We start from the raw sequence: 16,930 nt of genomic DNA on the forward strand, positions 1-16,930 counted from the left end.
GTGTCCTCAATAAAATGAGGACACTTTTTTTATGCTTCAAAAGCTAACCATTAATAATTACGCACTTATCGATAACCTGGAGATAGGTTTTGATAGCGGCCTGAACATATTAACCGGTGAAACCGGTGCAGGTAAATCGATCATATTGGGTGCCCTTTCACTTATTTTAGGGCAGCGGGCCGAAAGCAAGTACTTTTTCAATCAGCAAAAGAAATGCGTTATTGAAGGTACATTCAAGATCAGCGGCTTTCATCTGGCCGATTTTTTTGAGGAGAACGACCTGGATTACGAAACAGAAACCGTGCTTCGCCGCGAAATTTCTGCCGATGGTAAATCCCGGGCTTTTGTGAACGATACCCCGGTTAACCTCACTGCTCTGAAACAACTGGGTGAAAAGCTGATCGATATCCATTCGCAGCATGCTACGCTGGAGATCAACGATCCCGATTTTCAATTGCTGATAGTTGATTCAGTTGCCCGTCATTCGGATTTGCTGTTTGATTATCAAAGCAAATTCAGGGCATACAAAAAATCATTAAGCAAGCTTAACCAGTTGATTGCCGAAAGTGATAAAGCCAAAGCCGACCTGGATTATTTTCAGTTTCAGTTTGATGAGCTGGAAAAAGCCGCCTTGGTTGCCGATGAACAGGAACATTTGGAACTGGAACTAAATACCCTTAATAATGCCGAAGAGATTAAGCGCAACCTGTTAAACGCCAATTATCTTTTACAGGATAGCGAGGCTGCGGCATTTATCCAGTTAAAAGAAGCCGGACAAGCATTGGGTTCGATAGAAAAATATAACCCTGCTGTTGCCGAACTGCACCAGCGTATCAATAGCGCGATTATTGAACTGAAAGATGTTGCCGCCGAAATTGAAGGCATTGAAGAACATACTTTTATTGACGAAGCCCGTGCCGAAGAGGTTAACACGCGGCTAAGCATGATTTACAACCTGCAAAAAAAGCACCGGGTAAATACCAATGCCGAACTATTGCAGATCCAGGACGACCTATCTGAAAAGATCCAGCAGGCTTTGTTCAGCGATGAGGCCATTGAAAAACTACAAAAACAAATAGCTGCCGATAAAGCCGAACTGGAAAAACTGGCAGCACAATTATCGGCCAATCGCCAAAAAGCTATCCCGGATATTGAAAAACAGGTATTGGCAACGCTGGCTGAGATGGGCATGGCGAGTTCAAGCTTAAAAATTGAACAATTGCCCCCCCCGCCCCCTAAAGGGGGTGCTGCTGAGCAAGCTCCTTTGCTTACGGCCACTGGGATTGATAACATCAGGTTCCTGTTTTCGGCCAATAAGGGGCATGCTTTGGCCGAGATGAGCAAGGTGGCTTCGGGCGGTGAGCTTTCACGGTTGATGCTGAGCATTAAATCTATCGTGGCGCAATATACGGCCCTACCTACTATTATTTTTGATGAGATAGATACAGGTGTATCCGGTGAGGTAGCTAACAAGGTTGGGCAGATCATGGAGCGTTTAGCCCAAAACCTGCAGGTGATCACCATTACCCACTTACCACAAATTGCCAGCAAGGGCCAAAGCCATTATTTTGTTTACAAAGACGATAGCGAGGCTGCTACCTTCACCCGTATTAAACAACTAAGCAACGACGAACGCGTATTGGAAATTGCCAAAATGCTGAGTGGTGATAAACCGGGTGAAAGCGCGTTGCAGAATGCAAGGGAATTGCTGAGTGTTTAGCCCAATTAATCATCTAACCTAAACCAAAATGAAATTATTTTTTTGCCTGGTGTTAGTACTATCGGCATCGAGGTTACTTGCCCAACAAACCGTAAAGGATTCGGTTGTTCGCCGTGACACCATTAATATACATGGTTATGTTTATGATGAAGCGGGTAAGCCTGTAAAATACATTGAACTACGTTCATCTCAAAAATATATAGACTTCGATCGCATTAATATTACTACCCGAACTGATACGTCCGGATACTTTATACTTGAGGGCGTGAAATTCAATGATACGTTAACTTTTGAAGAAAACGTATTATATGCCCCCAAACCTGTTTATAACAAAGGTAGCCGTTTCTTAATGATTTACCTGCCATCTGCTTTGGTTAAAGACGTGAGCGAGAGAGGTCAAATAACTATAAGCGCTAAACGCAGGCATCCTAAAATTATACCTTCGTTTATTCGCGACTACAAGGCAAATGCCGGATGTTTTTTGGGTGGAGTACATGTCGCTGCCAGGTTTAGGGACGGTTATGGTAGATTTATCCAATTGGTAAATGAACAAGTGCACTACCCCACTAAAGCCATTGAAAATAATATTGAAGGTACAGTGCAAGTCTCATTCAAAGTCAAAAGAAATGGTATACCTGATGAATTTAAAATTTTAAAAGGCATAGGTTATGGTTGCGACGAGGAACTGATAAACACCATAAAACGTTTAGGTGGCTGGATCCCTGGCATTGAAAACGGCAGGCCTGTTATGATGACGCAAACTGTTTCGGTTGAATTTAAACTAACTGATAAATAATTATAACTTTGCTTCAATTATAAAAACTTAACAAATGGCTTATAATTTATTAAAAGGTAAAAAAGGCATCATTTTCGGTGCACTAAATGAGCAATCAATAGCCTGGAAAGTGGCACAACGCGCTGTACAGGAAGGTGCTGAAATTGTATTATCAAATGCCCCTATTGCTTTACGCATGGGCGAACTCAATAAACTGGCCGAAGAATGCAACGCACCTGTTATTGGTGCCGATGTTACCAATGGCGATGATATCAACAACCTGTTCACTAAAACACTTGAGCATTTCGGCGGCAAGGTTGATTTCATCCTGCACTCGATAGGCATGAGCGTTAACGTACGCAAAAACATTCCTTACTTTGAAAACAACTACGATTTTACCCACAAAGGGTTTGATATATCTGCATTAAGCCTTCACCGCATTTTGCAGGCTGCCATGAAACATGATGCCATTAACGAATGGGGATCGGTACTGGCTTTAAGCTATATCGCTGCTCAGCGTTATTTCCCTGGCTATAATGATATGGCCGATAACAAAGCGATATTGGAAAGCATTGCCCGTAACTTTGGATACGAGTACGGCATGGCTAAAAAAGTACGTGTTAACACTATCTCTCAGTCGCCAACCCGCACTACTGCAGGTTCGGGTGTAAAAGGCTTTGATGGCTTTATTGAGTTTGCTGAAAAAATGAGCCCGCTGGGTAATGCTGATGCCGATCAGTGTGCCGATTACTGCGTAACCCTGTTTAGTGATCTTACCAAAATGGTAACCATGCAAAACCTGTATCATGATGGAGGCTTCTCGTTCACCGGCGTAACCCAGGCGGTTATTGACCAAATGGCGAAATAATTATAATATTGTTATTAATAAAAAAGGAGCTTTTGCAAATGCAAGAGCTCCTTTTTTATTAAGTGAGGTTAAATTACGGTACTAAAACTATTTTAAGTTTTAAAGCAGGCGGAGCTGCCGTAGGTACACTACCGTCAGCATTTTGCGCATCAATATATAGCGTTCCCTTGGTGTATACAAACCTGTAGCTGATTCCGTCATATACATCCGGTAATTGCTCGTAAGTGCCATTATCATCCAAATACACCAAAACAGCGCCGTGATTGTTATAATAATCAGTGATTTCAGGCACAGCTAAAGTTGTGGTATAGCCGTGGATGCTACCAGGATTGGAACTGTTGTCAAGCACAAAAGCCGGAGTAGTATCAAAAATAGTGGTAGCACTCGGGCTTGTAGAAACATACTCCTTTTTACACGAGGTTGCGGCAAGTACAATAGTGCAGCAAATTAAAGTCAAGATTTTTTTCATAAAGTATTGCGTTAGTTATTATAACTGTATGAACAAATTTTTGTTCAAAGGTTTAAACGTTTTTTAAATTATTTTATTTCGGTTCTCAATTTTCGGTGCTTTTTTTCGCTGCTATATTGATTAACTAATTTTTTAGTTTAATTTTAACTATGCGTAAGTCCTTGTTGTTTTTATTGTTATTGTTCCCTGCATGCTGTTTGGCCCAGGTAAAAATTACCGGAAAGGTAATTAACATGACCGATACCAAACCAGTACCCAATGCCAGTGTATTTTTAAATAATGCCCAGGTGGGCAACAAAACGGCCGATGACGGCACTTTCACCTTAAGCAACGTAAAGCCAGGCAAGTATGATTTCATTATATCTATAGTGGGTTATGAAACTTATACCTATAGCCTGCAGGCAGGTAATACCAATATCGATTTGGGTACCATCAGCGTTATTCCTAAAACTTTTCAACTTAGTGAAGTTAAGATCAGGCCCGACCCTAACCGGGAAAGGTATTATGCCATATTCAGACAACAGTTTTTGGGTAATTCAGCAAATGCTGCTCAGTGTAAAATATTAAATTCGGATGTGCTTGATTTTGACTATGATGATGTTACCAATATCTTAAAGGCTTCTTCGCATGATTTCCTGGAAATTGAAAATAAAGCTTTAGGTTACCGCATCAGCTATAAAGTAACCAACTTTAACTACAATCCGGCAAAGGCAATGCTATACTACGAAGGGATCTCCACCTTTGAAGACCTGAAAGGTACCGAAAAGCAAAAACGTAAATGGTATAAGCTACGGCAGTCGGCTTATCTTGGCTCAAGCATGCATTTTTACCGGGCAGCCATTAAGGATAGCCTGACAAGCGAAAACTTTGTCGTTATGCGCCTGATCCGTAAGCCAAACCCCAACTACAAAGGCGGCCCTAACAATAAATACCTGCAGAGCCTTGTTAATAAGCCGTTAGACAGGCCCGACTTCTTCAAGCTTACTGACCAGGAAGGCTTATTTGCCATAGGCTATACCGATTGCCTGTATGTTATGTATACTAAAAAAGGACAGGATCCATCAAGTAGTGTTGTCCAGGCTTTTAATATGCCCAACAATGCAACAACCATTATTTCTTTCGACGAACCCAACGCGTTTTTTGACAATAACGGCATTATTGAAAATCCTCATGCCCTTATATACGAAGGCGACTGGGGCATAAGCCGTGTTGCCGAAATGCTGCCGGTTGATTATGAGCCGATGGTGGAGAAGAAATAATTAAAACCCATGTCATTGCGAGCGCAGCGTGGCAATCGCACGGAGGCATGGCTACCCTGTATAGTATGCGATTGCCACGCTGCGCTCGCAATGACATATTTAACCGGCTCCTCTCCTACACCTACAACAAAAATCCCCGTTCCAAAAATGAAACGGGGATTTGATATTATCTACAGTATCGCAAAATTACTTTTGCTCTTCCTGCTCGGGTTTTTTGCTTTCACCTTTTCTGTCGGTAATTTTGATCTCTTTTGCTTCAGCATCAAAATCAACTACCATTACATCACCCTCGGCTAATTCACCTTTAAGGATCTCTTCGGCAATTGGGTCTTCCAGGTATTTCTGGATGGCGCGTTTAAGCGGCCTTGCACCAAATTGCGAATCGTAACCTTTTTCGGCAATGAAATCTTTAGCAGTTTCGGTAAGCTCAATTTTGAAACCTAAGCCATTTACACGGCTAAACAGGTAAGCAAGCTCGATATCGATGATCTTGAAGATCTCTTCTTTACCTAATGAGTTAAACACAATAACATCATCAATACGGTTCAGGAACTCAGGTGCAAAAGCACGTTTCAAAGCATTCTCAATAACACCACGTGAGTGGGTTTCGGCCTGCAAAGTTTTAGCGTTTGTATTGAAACCTACACCCTGACCAAAGTCTTTCAACTGGCGGGCGCCGATGTTTGATGTCATGATGATGATGGTGTTCCTGAAATCAACCTTGCGGCCTAATGAATCGGTAAGCTGACCTTCATCCAATACCTGTAACAGGATATTGAATACATCAGGGTGAGCTTTTTCGATCTCATCCAGTAACACTACAGCATATGGTTTACGGCGTACTTTTTCAGTTAACTGTCCGCCTTCTTCATAACCTACGTAGCCCGGAGGCGCACCCACTAAACGGGATACCGCGAATTTCTCCATGTACTCGCTCATGTCAATCTGGATCAGGGCATCCTCAGTGTCAAACATAAAACGGGCAAGCTCTTTGGCAAGCTCAGTTTTACCAACACCTGTAGGGCCTAAAAAGATGAATGAACCAATTGGTTTTTTAGGATCTTTCAAACCGGCACGGGTCCTTTGAATGGCACGGGTTAGCTTTTTGATAGCTTCGTCCTGTCCAATGATCTTGCTGGCAACAGTATCAGCCATATTCAGCAATTTTTGACTGTCGGCCTGGCCTACACGTTGTACAGGGATGCCGGTCATCATTGATACTACTTCGGCAACGTTATCTTCGGTTACGGTATAACGTTTTGATTTTGTTTCGGCTTCCCAAACAGCTTTTGCCTGGTCAAGCTCAACTAACAAATTCTTTTCGGTATCACGCAACTGGGCAGCTTCTTCATATTTCTGGCTGCGAACAACTTTGTTTTTCTCAATCTTGATCTGCTCTATCTTTTGTTCAATATCCAATATGTTTTGAGGCACGTGGATATTGGTTAAGTGAACACGTGAACCAGCTTCGTCAAGCGCGTCGATAGCCTTGTCCGGTAAAAACCTGTCGGTAATGTAACGGGTGGTTAAATTAACGCAGGCGTTAATTGCTTCGGGAGTATAAGTAACACCGTGGTGCTCTTCATATTTATCCTTAATGCGGTTCAGGATCTCAATAGTTTCAGTCGGCGTAGCCGGCTCAACCATTACTTTTTGGAAACGACGGTCCAAAGCACCATCCTTTTCAATGTACTGGCGATATTCATCTAAAGTGGTTGCGCCAATGCATTGTATCTCTCCCCTCGCCAAAGCCGGTTTAAACATATTTGATGCATCAAGCGAACCTGAAGCACCACCAGCGCCTACTATAGTATGGATCTCGTCAATAAATAAAATTACATCAGGTGATTTTTCCAATTCGTTCATTACCGCTTTCATCCGCTCTTCAAACTGGCCGCGGTATTTGGTGCCTGCAACCAATGAGGCTAAATCAAGTGTAACTACGCGCTTATTGAACAATACACGTGATACTTTGCGCTGAACAATGCGTAATGCAAGGCCTTCGGCAATGGCCGATTTACCTACACCCGGCTCACCTATTAATATAGGGTTGTTCTTTTTACGGCGCGATAGAATTTGTGATACCCTTTCGATCTCTTTTTCACGACCAACGATCGGGTCAAGCTTGCCATCTTCGGCGGCGCGGGTTAAATCGCGGCCAAAGTTATCAAGCACCGGTGTTTTTGATTTAATGTCGGATACTTTTTTAGGCTGACTAAATGACTCTTCTTCTTTAAAGTCGTCATCGCCACCTGTAGGTGATCCCGGCATTTCGTCAGTAACATCGTTTTTATGTGATTCAACTTCACCTTTAAATACTTCGTAGTTCACGTTGAACTGCACCAGTATCTGCGAGGCAATGTTGTCCTCATCGCGAAGGATAGACAGCAGCAAATGCTCTGTACCAATCACATCGCTTTTAAATATTTTGGCTTCCAGATAAGTTATCTTCAATACCTTCTCGGCCTGTTTTGTTAACGGGATGCTGCCGATATGTACGTTTGTTCCAATAGTTCCCTTTACTGCATCCTCAACGGCGCGGCGAAGTTTTGCGGTATCAACGTTCAATCCCTTCAGCAATTTAATTGCTACACCATCCCCATCGCGGATAAGCCCCAGCAAAAGATGTTCAGTACCAATATAGTCATGCCCAAGGCGTAATGCCTCTTCCCTGCTATATTGAATAACATCCTTTACCCTCGGCGAAAATTTAGCTTCCATATATACCTTTCTTATTATTGAACGCCCTAATGTATAAATTATGTTTTTACAAACTATGACGCCTGTTTTACTTTTATCAACAATATTGCCAACATTTAAAGCTTTGCAGAAACAGACATTGTTATGATACGCAATGTATCAAAGTTTGGCATCAATCAACAGTTTTTACCCGAAAAGCCCGCTAACAACTATTTTTTTTACAATATACGAACGAAACTCACCTGTTTGATATAAATATCTTAAAAAAGTTTAAACAATTTTCAAATAATTTATAACATTTCCACCATTTAAGGCATTTCGTCATAAACATGACAATTAGGCATTAGCCTTGTAATTATCGTCATATAACTATATACGGTTAATGCCCGGTGATGGTTGTGTCCCTTCGCTTAAGGTTCAATTAAATTTAAATTAACATTATAACTCAAAAATCAGCTTAAAATTACTACTCCTAATCATTAATCTGCGGCCTCCTTTTCATCTATTTTAGCCATATTTGAATTTCTATTTATCGATCAATTATAATGGCAGACGAAAAGATAATTTTTTCAATGGCCGGGGTGAGCAAAGTTTATCCCCCGCAAAAAACAGTATTAAAAAACATATACCTGTCGTTTTTTTACGGCGCTAAGATTGGCGTTATCGGCTTAAACGGTTCCGGTAAATCGTCATTGCTCAAAATCATTGCAGGCATTGATAAAACCAATATAGGCGAAGTGGTATTTTCGCCGGGCTACACCGTTGGCTACCTGAGCCAGGAACCCGAACTTGATCCTGAAAAAACCGTACGCGAAATAGTTGAGGAAGGTGTTTCTGAAACTACCGCCTTATTAAAGGAGTACGAAGAGATCAACGAGAAATTCGGTCTTCCTGAGTATTATGAAGATGCAGACGCCATGGAGAAACTCATGAACCGCCAGGGCGAATTGCAAGACCAGATCGACGCGGTGAACGCCTGGGAACTGGACAGCAAACTGGAACGCGCCATGGATGCCCTCCGCTGCCCTGAACCAGATACCAAAATTTCGGTATTATCGGGCGGTGAACGCCGCCGTGTGGCTTTATGCCGCCTGCTATTAAAAGAACCGGATGTACTGTTGCTTGATGAGCCTACCAACCACTTAGATGCTGAATCTATTGATTGGCTGGAGCAACATTTACAACAATATAAAGGAACAGTTATCGCTGTAACGCACGACAGGTACTTTTTGGATAACGTTGCCGGCTGGATCCTGGAACTTGACCGTGGAGAAGGGATCCCATGGAAAGGAAATTATTCCTCATGGCTTGATCAAAAAGCCAAACGTTTGGCACAGGAAGAAAAGAGCGAGAGCAAACGTCAGAAAACCCTGGAGCGCGAGCTGGAATGGGTACGCATGGGTCCGAAAGGCCGCCACGCCAAATCAAAAGCCCGCTTAGGTAACTACGAAAAACTGGCATCCGAAGAAACTAAAGAACGCGAAGAAAAGCTGGAGCTGTTTATTCCGCCGGGCCCGCGTTTAGGTAACGTGGTAATTGAAGCAAATGGTGTAAGCAAATCATACGGCGATAAATTATTGTTCGATAACCTGAGCTTCTCATTACCTCCGGCAGGTATAGTTGGCATCATCGGCCCCAATGGTGCGGGTAAAACCACCTTGTTCCGTTTAATTACCGGGCAGGATCAGCCCGATGCGGGCACCTTCCGTGTTGGCGAAACGGTAGCTTTAGGTTATGTTGATCAAATGCATGACGATCTTGATCCTAACAAATCTGTTTGGGAAAACGTAACCGGCGGTTTGGAAACCATAATGGTTGGTAACAAGCCGCTTAATTCAAGGGCATACGTATCCAAATTTAACTTTAACGGAGCCGATCAGCAGAAAAAAGTAGGCGTACTATCAGGTGGTGAACGTAACCGCGTACACCTTTCCATTACCCTCAAAAAAGGATCGAACGTATTGTTGCTGGATGAGCCCACCAACGATATCGACGTAAACACTTTACGGGCACTGGAAGAAGCATTGGAAAACTTTGGCGGCTGTGCCGTAGTGATCAGTCACGACCGCTGGTTCCTCGACCGTATCTGTACGCACATCCTGGCCTTTGAGGGTAACTCGCAGGTTTACTTTTTTGAAGGAAACTATTCCGATTACGAAGAGAACAGGAAGAAACGTTTGGGTGATATAGCGCCGAAAAGGATCAAGTATAAGAAGTTGACGGTGTAAAAAATCAAATTATATACCATGTCATTGCGAGCGATAGCGTGGCAATCCCGTAGCCAATGCAATTCACCCATGCAGGTTTGCTATGCAAGCGACGAGATTGCCACGTCGCCCCGGCGCACATGCCCAGGCTGCTCCTCGCAATGACATAAAGTTTAACTGCCGTAGGTAAAACCCAAAGTAGTTTGATAACAAAAAATGCCAACCTAACCGGATGGCATTTTTTGTTATCAAACTAAATGTCATTGCCTTTAGATTAGTGTGGCAATCGCATGCTATACAGGATAGCCCTGCTTCCGTGCGATTGCTTCGTACCTCGCAATGACATATTTCTTTACTTTATCCCGTAATGATCATTCATCAACTTTTCAAACAAACCGCCCGGCAAAATCGCTTTTAGCGTAGGTACAATGGTCTGACCAACCTGCCCTACCAAATAGCGGTGTTTAGGACTTGATGAAGCTACTATCGAAACCAGTTTTTTAGCTAATGATTCAGGACTTGGCGCAATGTTTTCGTCCTTTTCCATGGCGGCAACAGCTGTATTATATTCGGTTTCCAGCTTATCATTTTTTATTGGGAAAGCTACTTTAGCGCGGTTTTGGCTAAAATCCGATTTAAAGTCGCCAGGGTTAAGCAGCGTTACCTTAACGCCTGTATTCCTCAGCTCCATCCGCAAACTTTGTGAGTAGCCTTCAATAGCATACTTTGAAGCACTGTACATAGCCTGGTATGGCAAACCGAACAAACCGGCCAATGAACTAATGTTCACTATAAGGCCCTGGCCTTTTTCGATCATCCCCGGCAACACTGCCGAGCTAACACGGATCACACCAAAAAAGTTAACTTCAAATTGCTGCTTGGCGCTTTCAACCGGCATGGCATAAGCCGGACCGGTTACGCCGTTGCCTGCATTGTTAACCAGCACATCAATTTTACCTTCGGCTTTAATAATGGTATCAACAGCTGCCTTTACCGAAGCATCGTCGGTAACATCAAGTTGAACAGGTTTAAACGATACGGATTTCATACGGTCGAGACTACGCGATGAGCCGTAAACCGTATGGCCTGCGGCTTGCAGCGCGTTAGCGCAGGCTAAGCCAATACCAGAAGACGCTCCTGTTACTAATATTACCTTTTTCATTGTTGTAAGGGTGAGTTGTTTTATTTGATTGTTTATTGGTTGCATGTGCCGTTTTTCGGCAGCGTAAAGATGTGAATTTATATCCCAGCAAAACAAGCAGATAAATTAAAAATAATGTTACCTACATAAAAAGTTCATGGCAGAAAGCGAGATAAAAAACAATTGTCATTTCGAAACGAGGAACGAGTGAGAAATCTTATACGACCTGAACATCCGCCTGGCATGGCGCATAAGATTTCTCTTTCGCCCCAATGCTGATTTCCACCCCTGCTCTATCGAAATGACACTTTTTAGTATTTACATCTAAAATCCTTACCCTGCCTTTATCCCTTCCTCGTCCGGCGCATGGATTTGTTGCAGCGATAACGGTATCAGCTTTTTAGTTTTAAGATAAGTAATACCAACAATAAGCATGGTCATACTGCCGCCAAACAATACCGAGGGAACAGTACCCATCAATTGTGCAGCTGTACCCGATTCAAAAGCACCGATTTCGTTTGAAGAACCAATGAACATCTGGTTAACGGCCGAAACCCTGCCGCGCATATGATCTGGCGTTAAAAGCTGCATCAGCGTACCGCGAATGATAACACTGATACTGTCAAAAGCACCTTCGGTAAAAATGAATAACAGCGATAAATAAAAGTTGGTTGATAAACCGAAGCATATGATGGATAAGCCGAAGCCCGTTACTGCAATTAGCAGGTTACGCCATGGTTTACCCATAGGCGAAAAACGAGTCATCACCAGCATGGTCAGCACCGCCCCTAATGATGACATTGCCCTCATTACTCCTAATCCTTCCGCGCCTACTTTCAGGATCTCGTTAGCAAAAACCGGCAGTAAAGCCACCGCGCCACCGAAAAACACAGAGAACAGATCGAGGCTCATAGCACCGATCATCATCTTATTACTAAACACAAAGTGGATTCCTTCAGAAAGGCTTTTCCAGATACTTTCTTTAGGAATATACTGGGCGGGATATTTTCTTAGCGCATAAACCAATACCAATGATACCAGCAGCAGGAAAATAATACAGCTAAAAGTTGCAGTGATACCACTTACCCCATGCAGAAACTTGATTTTACCGGCATAACCATAGATCAAACCACCAGCCGCCGGGCCCAAAATAGATGCTATCTGCCAGCTGCTGCTGCTCCAGGTACTGCCGTTAGGATATAACTCTTTGGGGATACTGTTGGCATAAATTGTAAAAGTTGCCGGGCCATAAAAAGCACGGGCCACGCCATTACAAAATATCATGGCGTACATGATCGGTACTATCCAGCCGGTATGTATTATACCACTCATACTGCTGAGTGTAACAGTAAACATTACAGCCGAGGTAAGCAATACACCGCTAAAAATCAGCAAAAGCATTTTCCGCTTTTCTGATTTATCGGCAATATAGCCACCGTATAACGCAATACCTATAGCCGGAATGGCCTCGCATAAGCCAATAAGGCCGAGGGCCATTTTACTATGGGTGATGCTGTAGATATAAAAGCCGAGTACTACGGCCTGCATGGAATATGCAAAGGTGAAACAAAAACGCATGCCTATGTAAGATCTGAAATCTTTATAACGCAATGCTGCAAAGGAGTCTACTTTCCGGGGTTTACTATCGCCTTCTTCGGTCACTATTTATTATTTTTTAAGATGTGCCGCAAAGGTAATAAAAAAAGAACCTTGATTAATAGGATTAGAGGATTGCCATGAGACGGAGACTTACGAAGTTTTAAAAACTTTGTAAGTCTGGATTCGACAGCGACTGAGTATCATGGTCATCCTTTAATCCTAAAAATCACGGTTCAACATCAGGCTTACAATCCGTGCTGATCAATCAAATAAATAAATGCCGCCATACCTGCTGCGCCAAGCTCAAGCTCGCGTTTGTTTACGTTTTCAAAAACATCTTTAGCAGTATGGTGCAGATCGAAATACCTTTGTGAATCCGGGCGAAAACCGATCAGCACTACTCCGGGCAGGGTTTCTTTCATCGGCTCAATATCGGTACCGGCACCGCCAATGGTTAACTTGTCAACATCATAAGGCTCAAGGATTGATTTGAAGTTATCATTCACCTTTTTTATAAAATCTTTCGATACATCGGCGAAGCTGAAACCGCGCGGCGTGAACCCGCCTTCGTCAGTTTCAATGGCTGCAATGTGCTGCTCTTTATTTTGGGCAGCCAGTTCGGCATATTTGCTGCCGCCTTTATGGCCGTTCTCCTCGTTCATAAAAAATACGGCACGTACTGAGTTTTTAGGTTTGTAACCTACTGCTTTAAAAATACGCAATACCTCAACCGACTGCATTACGCCGGTACCATCATCATGCGCGCCCTCGGCCAAATCCCATGAATCAAGGTGACCGCCAACTATAATAAACTTATTAGGATTTTCAGAACCTGTTATCTCGCCAATAACATTGTATGATTTCACATCAGGCAGCAACTCACAGTTTTGCTTAAAGTAAAATTTAGCCGCAGGGAATTTTCTCAGTTTAAGCATAGTGCTCAGCTTATTGGCCGCTTTGGTAGAGATAGCCGCAGCAGGGATCATTTTACTGCCGGGAGCAGCAAGCGTAGCACCTGTGTGCGGATAGTCATCAATAATTTCGGTAAGGGAACGTACTATTACACCGGCTGCACCAAGTTTGGCCGCTACGGCCGGGCCCATAAAACGCTGATCACCTGCGGTACCGTAGGCCATGCCGGTTTCAATAAAACGCGGATCAAACGCGCGGTTAAAGAAAACTATCTTTCCCTTTACCACATTTTCGCCAAGGCCTTCAAGCTCTTTGATACTTTTAACTTCTATAACGTTAGCAGTGATACCTTCCTTAGGGGTAGCTATCGACATGCCTAAAGCAACAATCGGCACCGGGATGCGGGTTTTTCCATCAATAATAGCAGCCTCTTCTTTTGCTCCGCGCACCCAGTGAGGCACCATTACCTCCTGCAGGTAAACTTTATCAAAGCCATAACCATCCATCAGTTTTTTACTCCAGTCAACAGCCTTCTGGGCATTGGCCGAACCGCTTATACGCTGGCCTATATTTTTACACAGGTAACGCAGGTTATCATAACACTGGCCGTTAACCAATGCCTCATCATACATTTTACGGATGGCTAATGAATCCTGCGCTTTAACTTGTGCACACAGCAACACAGCAGAAAATAGTAAGGAAAATTTCTTCATATCAATAATCAGATCAGTTTAACAAATGTACTATTTGACAGCTAAAGGATGAAGGCTGGAGGGCGTATAATTGAAGAAATTGGTGGTAAATAAGAATAGCTATTAACATTTTGTCATCCTGAGGAACGAAGGATCTTCTTCGCCCTGTATAGCGGCTCTGCATATCCAAGAAGATCCTTCGCTATCGCTCAGGATGACAAACCCTTTTAACATATCATGAGTGAGAGCATAATGGAATGTTAGCCTTTACAGCTTCAAGATATCTTATCCCAGCTTAAACCTGCACTTTTGGTTTCAAAAGCATGATGCAGCACCTGGTTTTCGGGATGTGCCAGTTGAGGGTCTTTTTCAAAAATAGTTTCAACGCATTTGCGCGCACGGAAAAGCAATTCCTGGTCGGTTGCCAGGTTAGCCAGCTTTAAATCAATCACACCGCTTTGCTGGGTACCTTCAATGTTGCCGGGGCCGCGCAGTTGCAAATCTATCTCCGAAATTTCAAAACCATTGTTGGTTTTTACCATCGTATCCAGGCGGATCTTGCCGTCCTGGCTCAGCTTGTGACTGCTCATCAAAATACAATATGACTGCTCGGCCCCGCGCCCTACCCTGCCCCGCAGCTGGTGCAATTGCGACAGACCGAAGCGTTCCGAATTTTCAATGATCATCACCGAGGCATTAGGTACATTCACCCCTACTTCTATTACGGTTGTAGCTACCATGATCTGCGTTTCGTGCTTAATAAAACGCTGCATTTCAAAATCCTTTTCGGCAGGCTTCATTTTACCATGAACAATACTTAATTGATAGTCAGGCTTCGGAAACTCACGTGACATAGCCTCAATACCATCCTCCAGGTTTTTTAGATCGAGCTTTTCGCTTTCCTGTATCAGCGGATATACCACATAAATCTGCCTGCCCAAGGCTATCTCCCGTTTCATAAAGCCGAACATCCGCAGTCGCTGGTTCTCAAAAAAATGGACTGTTTGAATAGGTTTACGACCGGCCGGCAGCTGGTCAATCACTGAAACATCCAGATCGCCATACAGTGTCATGGCAAGCGTACGGGGTATCGGGGTGGCAGTCATTACCAATATATGCGGCGGGATGGCATTTTTTCGCCAAAGCTTGGCCCGCTGCTCAACACCAAAACGGTGCTGCTCATCAATCACTACAAAGCCCAGGTTTTTAAACTGCACTTTATCTTCAATAAGGGCATGGGTACCAACCAATATTTTAAGCGTACCTTCTTCAAGGTTTTGATGCAATACTCTGCGCTCCTTTTGTTTGGTTGAACCTGTTAGTAAAGCTACCTCAATAAAATCATCACCTACTAAGCTTTTAATAGTTTGATAATGCTGGTTGGCCAGAATCTCGGTTGGTGCCATGATACAGGTTTGAAAACCATTATCAATAGCTATCAGCATGCTCATCAGCGCCACTACGGTTTTACCGCTGCCTACATCCCCCTGCAGCAGGCGGTTCATTTGTATGCCCCGCTGGGTATCCTGCCGTATTTCTTTCAAAACCCGCTTTTGCGGATCAGTTAAGGTAAACGGCAGTTTACTATGATAAAACTCATTAAAATAATGACCAACCTTATCAAATACATTTCCTTTAAACTTTTGGGTATGCAGCAGTTTGTTTTTAAGCAATTTAAGCTGAAGCAGAAACAGCTCTTCAAATTTTAAACGATATACTGCCTCGTTAAGCAAGGTAGCATCCCCGGGGAAATGAATATTGCGGTAAGCGTCGGCCCGGTTAAGCAGCTTAAACTGATTTATAATATATAAAGGCAGGTTTTCGCGGATGTCTTTAGCATGCAGATCAAGTAATACCGCGGTAAGCTTTTGAATGCCCTTGCTGTCTAACTGAAACTGTTTAAGTTTTTCTGTTGAGTTGTAAACAGGCTGTAAGGACAGGTTACCCTGCTTTTGGGCCCCCGGCAAGTATAACTCCATTTCTGGGTGCGCCATTTGGGGCATCATATTAAAAAAGCCGGGTTTCCCGAATAATATATAAACCTTGCCGGGTATAATGGTTTTCTCTATCCAGTTTATCCCCTTAAACCATACCAGTTCAATGATACCGGTATCGTCTTTAGCTTTTACCACCAGGCGGCGGCTTTGCTTTTCGCCTACAATTTCTTTACTTACAATACGGGCCAGTACCTGCACATAAGGCAGTTCTTCGCGTATCTCCCTTACCTTGTAAAAACGGGTACGATCAATATACCTGAACGGGAAATGGCGCAGCAGATGCTCAAAAGTATGCAGTTCAAGCTCCTTTTTCAAAACCTCGGCCCTTGACTGGCCTACACCTTTTAAATATACAAGCGGCGTTTGAAAAGGATCCATTGATTGTAGCAGTTTAAATCTCTACCTGCGGCAGTTGGGGAATTATAGCTTATGCTGTTTTTAAAATGATAATATTTATCTGAACCCGAATTTATTAAATTAAGGAATATACAAAATGCTAAGCAAATCAGATAAATCCTCCAATCCGTTTAATCCGATTCAAATTATTCAAAATCCGAAATCGAACATCTCAATTCCGAAATCAAAATTATG

The 16,930-nt window shown here is 43.1% G+C and carries 11 protein-coding genes; 5 read left to right on the plus strand and 6 right to left on the minus strand.

All coding sequences use genetic code 11. The annotated features are described in order from the left end of the window. The first annotated feature begins 31 nt into the window (after positions 1 to 31). The 3 genes from recN to ACFFGT_RS14310 are packed head-to-tail and all read left to right on the plus strand — an operon-like array spanning position 32 to position 3,363. Positions 32 to 1,720: a DNA repair protein RecN gene (recN, locus tag ACFFGT_RS14300; protein ID WP_377023221.1), complete on the plus strand. Its 1,689-nt coding sequence runs from the start codon at positions 32 to 34 to the stop codon at positions 1,718 to 1,720. A 28-nt stretch (positions 1,721 to 1,748) separates the two neighbouring features. Further along, entirely contained in the window at positions 1,749 to 2,516 is a 768-nt protein-coding gene (locus tag ACFFGT_RS14305) for an energy transducer TonB (protein WP_377023222.1), read from the plus strand. A gap of 34 nt (positions 2,517 to 2,550) precedes the next feature. Continuing rightward, positions 2,551 to 3,363, plus strand: a complete 813-nt coding sequence (locus tag ACFFGT_RS14310; RefSeq protein WP_377023223.1) for an enoyl-ACP reductase FabI — start codon at positions 2,551 to 2,553, stop codon at positions 3,361 to 3,363. Between the two features lie 73 nt (positions 3,364 to 3,436). Here ACFFGT_RS14310 and ACFFGT_RS14315 read toward each other — a convergent pair whose 3' ends face one another. Next, positions 3,437 to 3,832: a hypothetical protein gene (locus ACFFGT_RS14315; protein ID WP_377023224.1), complete on the minus strand. Its 396-nt coding sequence runs from the start codon at positions 3,830 to 3,832 to the stop codon at positions 3,437 to 3,439. A 149-nt stretch (positions 3,833 to 3,981) separates the two neighbouring features. Between ACFFGT_RS14315 and ACFFGT_RS14320 the strand changes: the two genes are divergently transcribed. Beyond that, positions 3,982 to 5,091: a carboxypeptidase-like regulatory domain-containing protein gene (locus ACFFGT_RS14320; RefSeq protein ID WP_377023225.1), complete on the plus strand. Its 1,110-nt coding sequence runs from the start codon at positions 3,982 to 3,984 to the stop codon at positions 5,089 to 5,091. 186 nt (positions 5,092 to 5,277) lie between these two features. On the opposite strand, the gene ACFFGT_RS14325 is transcribed toward ACFFGT_RS14320, so the two are convergent. Beyond that, positions 5,278 to 7,812 carry an ATP-dependent Clp protease ATP-binding subunit gene (locus tag ACFFGT_RS14325; RefSeq protein WP_377023226.1) on the minus strand — a complete coding sequence of 845 codons (2,535 nt, stop codon included), beginning with the start codon at positions 7,810 to 7,812 and terminating at the stop codon, positions 5,278 to 5,280. A 524-nt stretch (positions 7,813 to 8,336) separates the two neighbouring features. Between ACFFGT_RS14325 and ettA the strand changes: the two genes are divergently transcribed. Continuing rightward, a complete protein-coding gene (gene ettA, locus ACFFGT_RS14330) occupies positions 8,337 to 10,019 on the plus strand; it encodes an energy-dependent translational throttle protein EttA (RefSeq protein WP_377023227.1) in 1,683 nt (560 codons plus the stop codon). A 331-nt stretch (positions 10,020 to 10,350) separates the two neighbouring features. Here ettA and ACFFGT_RS14335 read toward each other — a convergent pair whose 3' ends face one another. The 4 genes from ACFFGT_RS14335 to recG form a co-directional block, all read right to left on the minus strand. Further along, on the minus strand, positions 10,351 to 11,160 hold the full coding sequence (locus tag ACFFGT_RS14335; protein WP_377023228.1) for an SDR family oxidoreductase: 810 nt from the start codon (positions 11,158 to 11,160) through the stop codon (positions 10,351 to 10,353). 312 nt (positions 11,161 to 11,472) lie between these two features. Further along, a complete protein-coding gene (locus ACFFGT_RS14340) occupies positions 11,473 to 12,801 on the minus strand; it encodes an MFS transporter (RefSeq protein ID WP_377023229.1) in 1,329 nt (442 codons plus the stop codon). Between the two features lie 182 nt (positions 12,802 to 12,983). Continuing rightward, positions 12,984 to 14,363, minus strand: coding sequence for a M20/M25/M40 family metallo-hydrolase (locus tag ACFFGT_RS14345; RefSeq protein WP_377023230.1), 1,380 nt, complete (start codon positions 14,361 to 14,363; stop codon positions 12,984 to 12,986). A 254-nt stretch (positions 14,364 to 14,617) separates the two neighbouring features. Continuing rightward, complete coding sequence (gene recG, locus ACFFGT_RS14350; RefSeq protein ID WP_377023231.1) at positions 14,618 to 16,717, minus strand: ATP-dependent DNA helicase RecG; 2,100 nt, start codon at positions 16,715 to 16,717, stop codon at positions 14,618 to 14,620. Between the last annotated feature and the right edge of the window lie 213 nt (positions 16,718 to 16,930).

Source organism: Mucilaginibacter angelicae (assembly GCF_042434235.1).
GTDB lineage: Bacteria > Bacteroidota > Bacteroidia > Sphingobacteriales > Sphingobacteriaceae > Mucilaginibacter > Mucilaginibacter angelicae.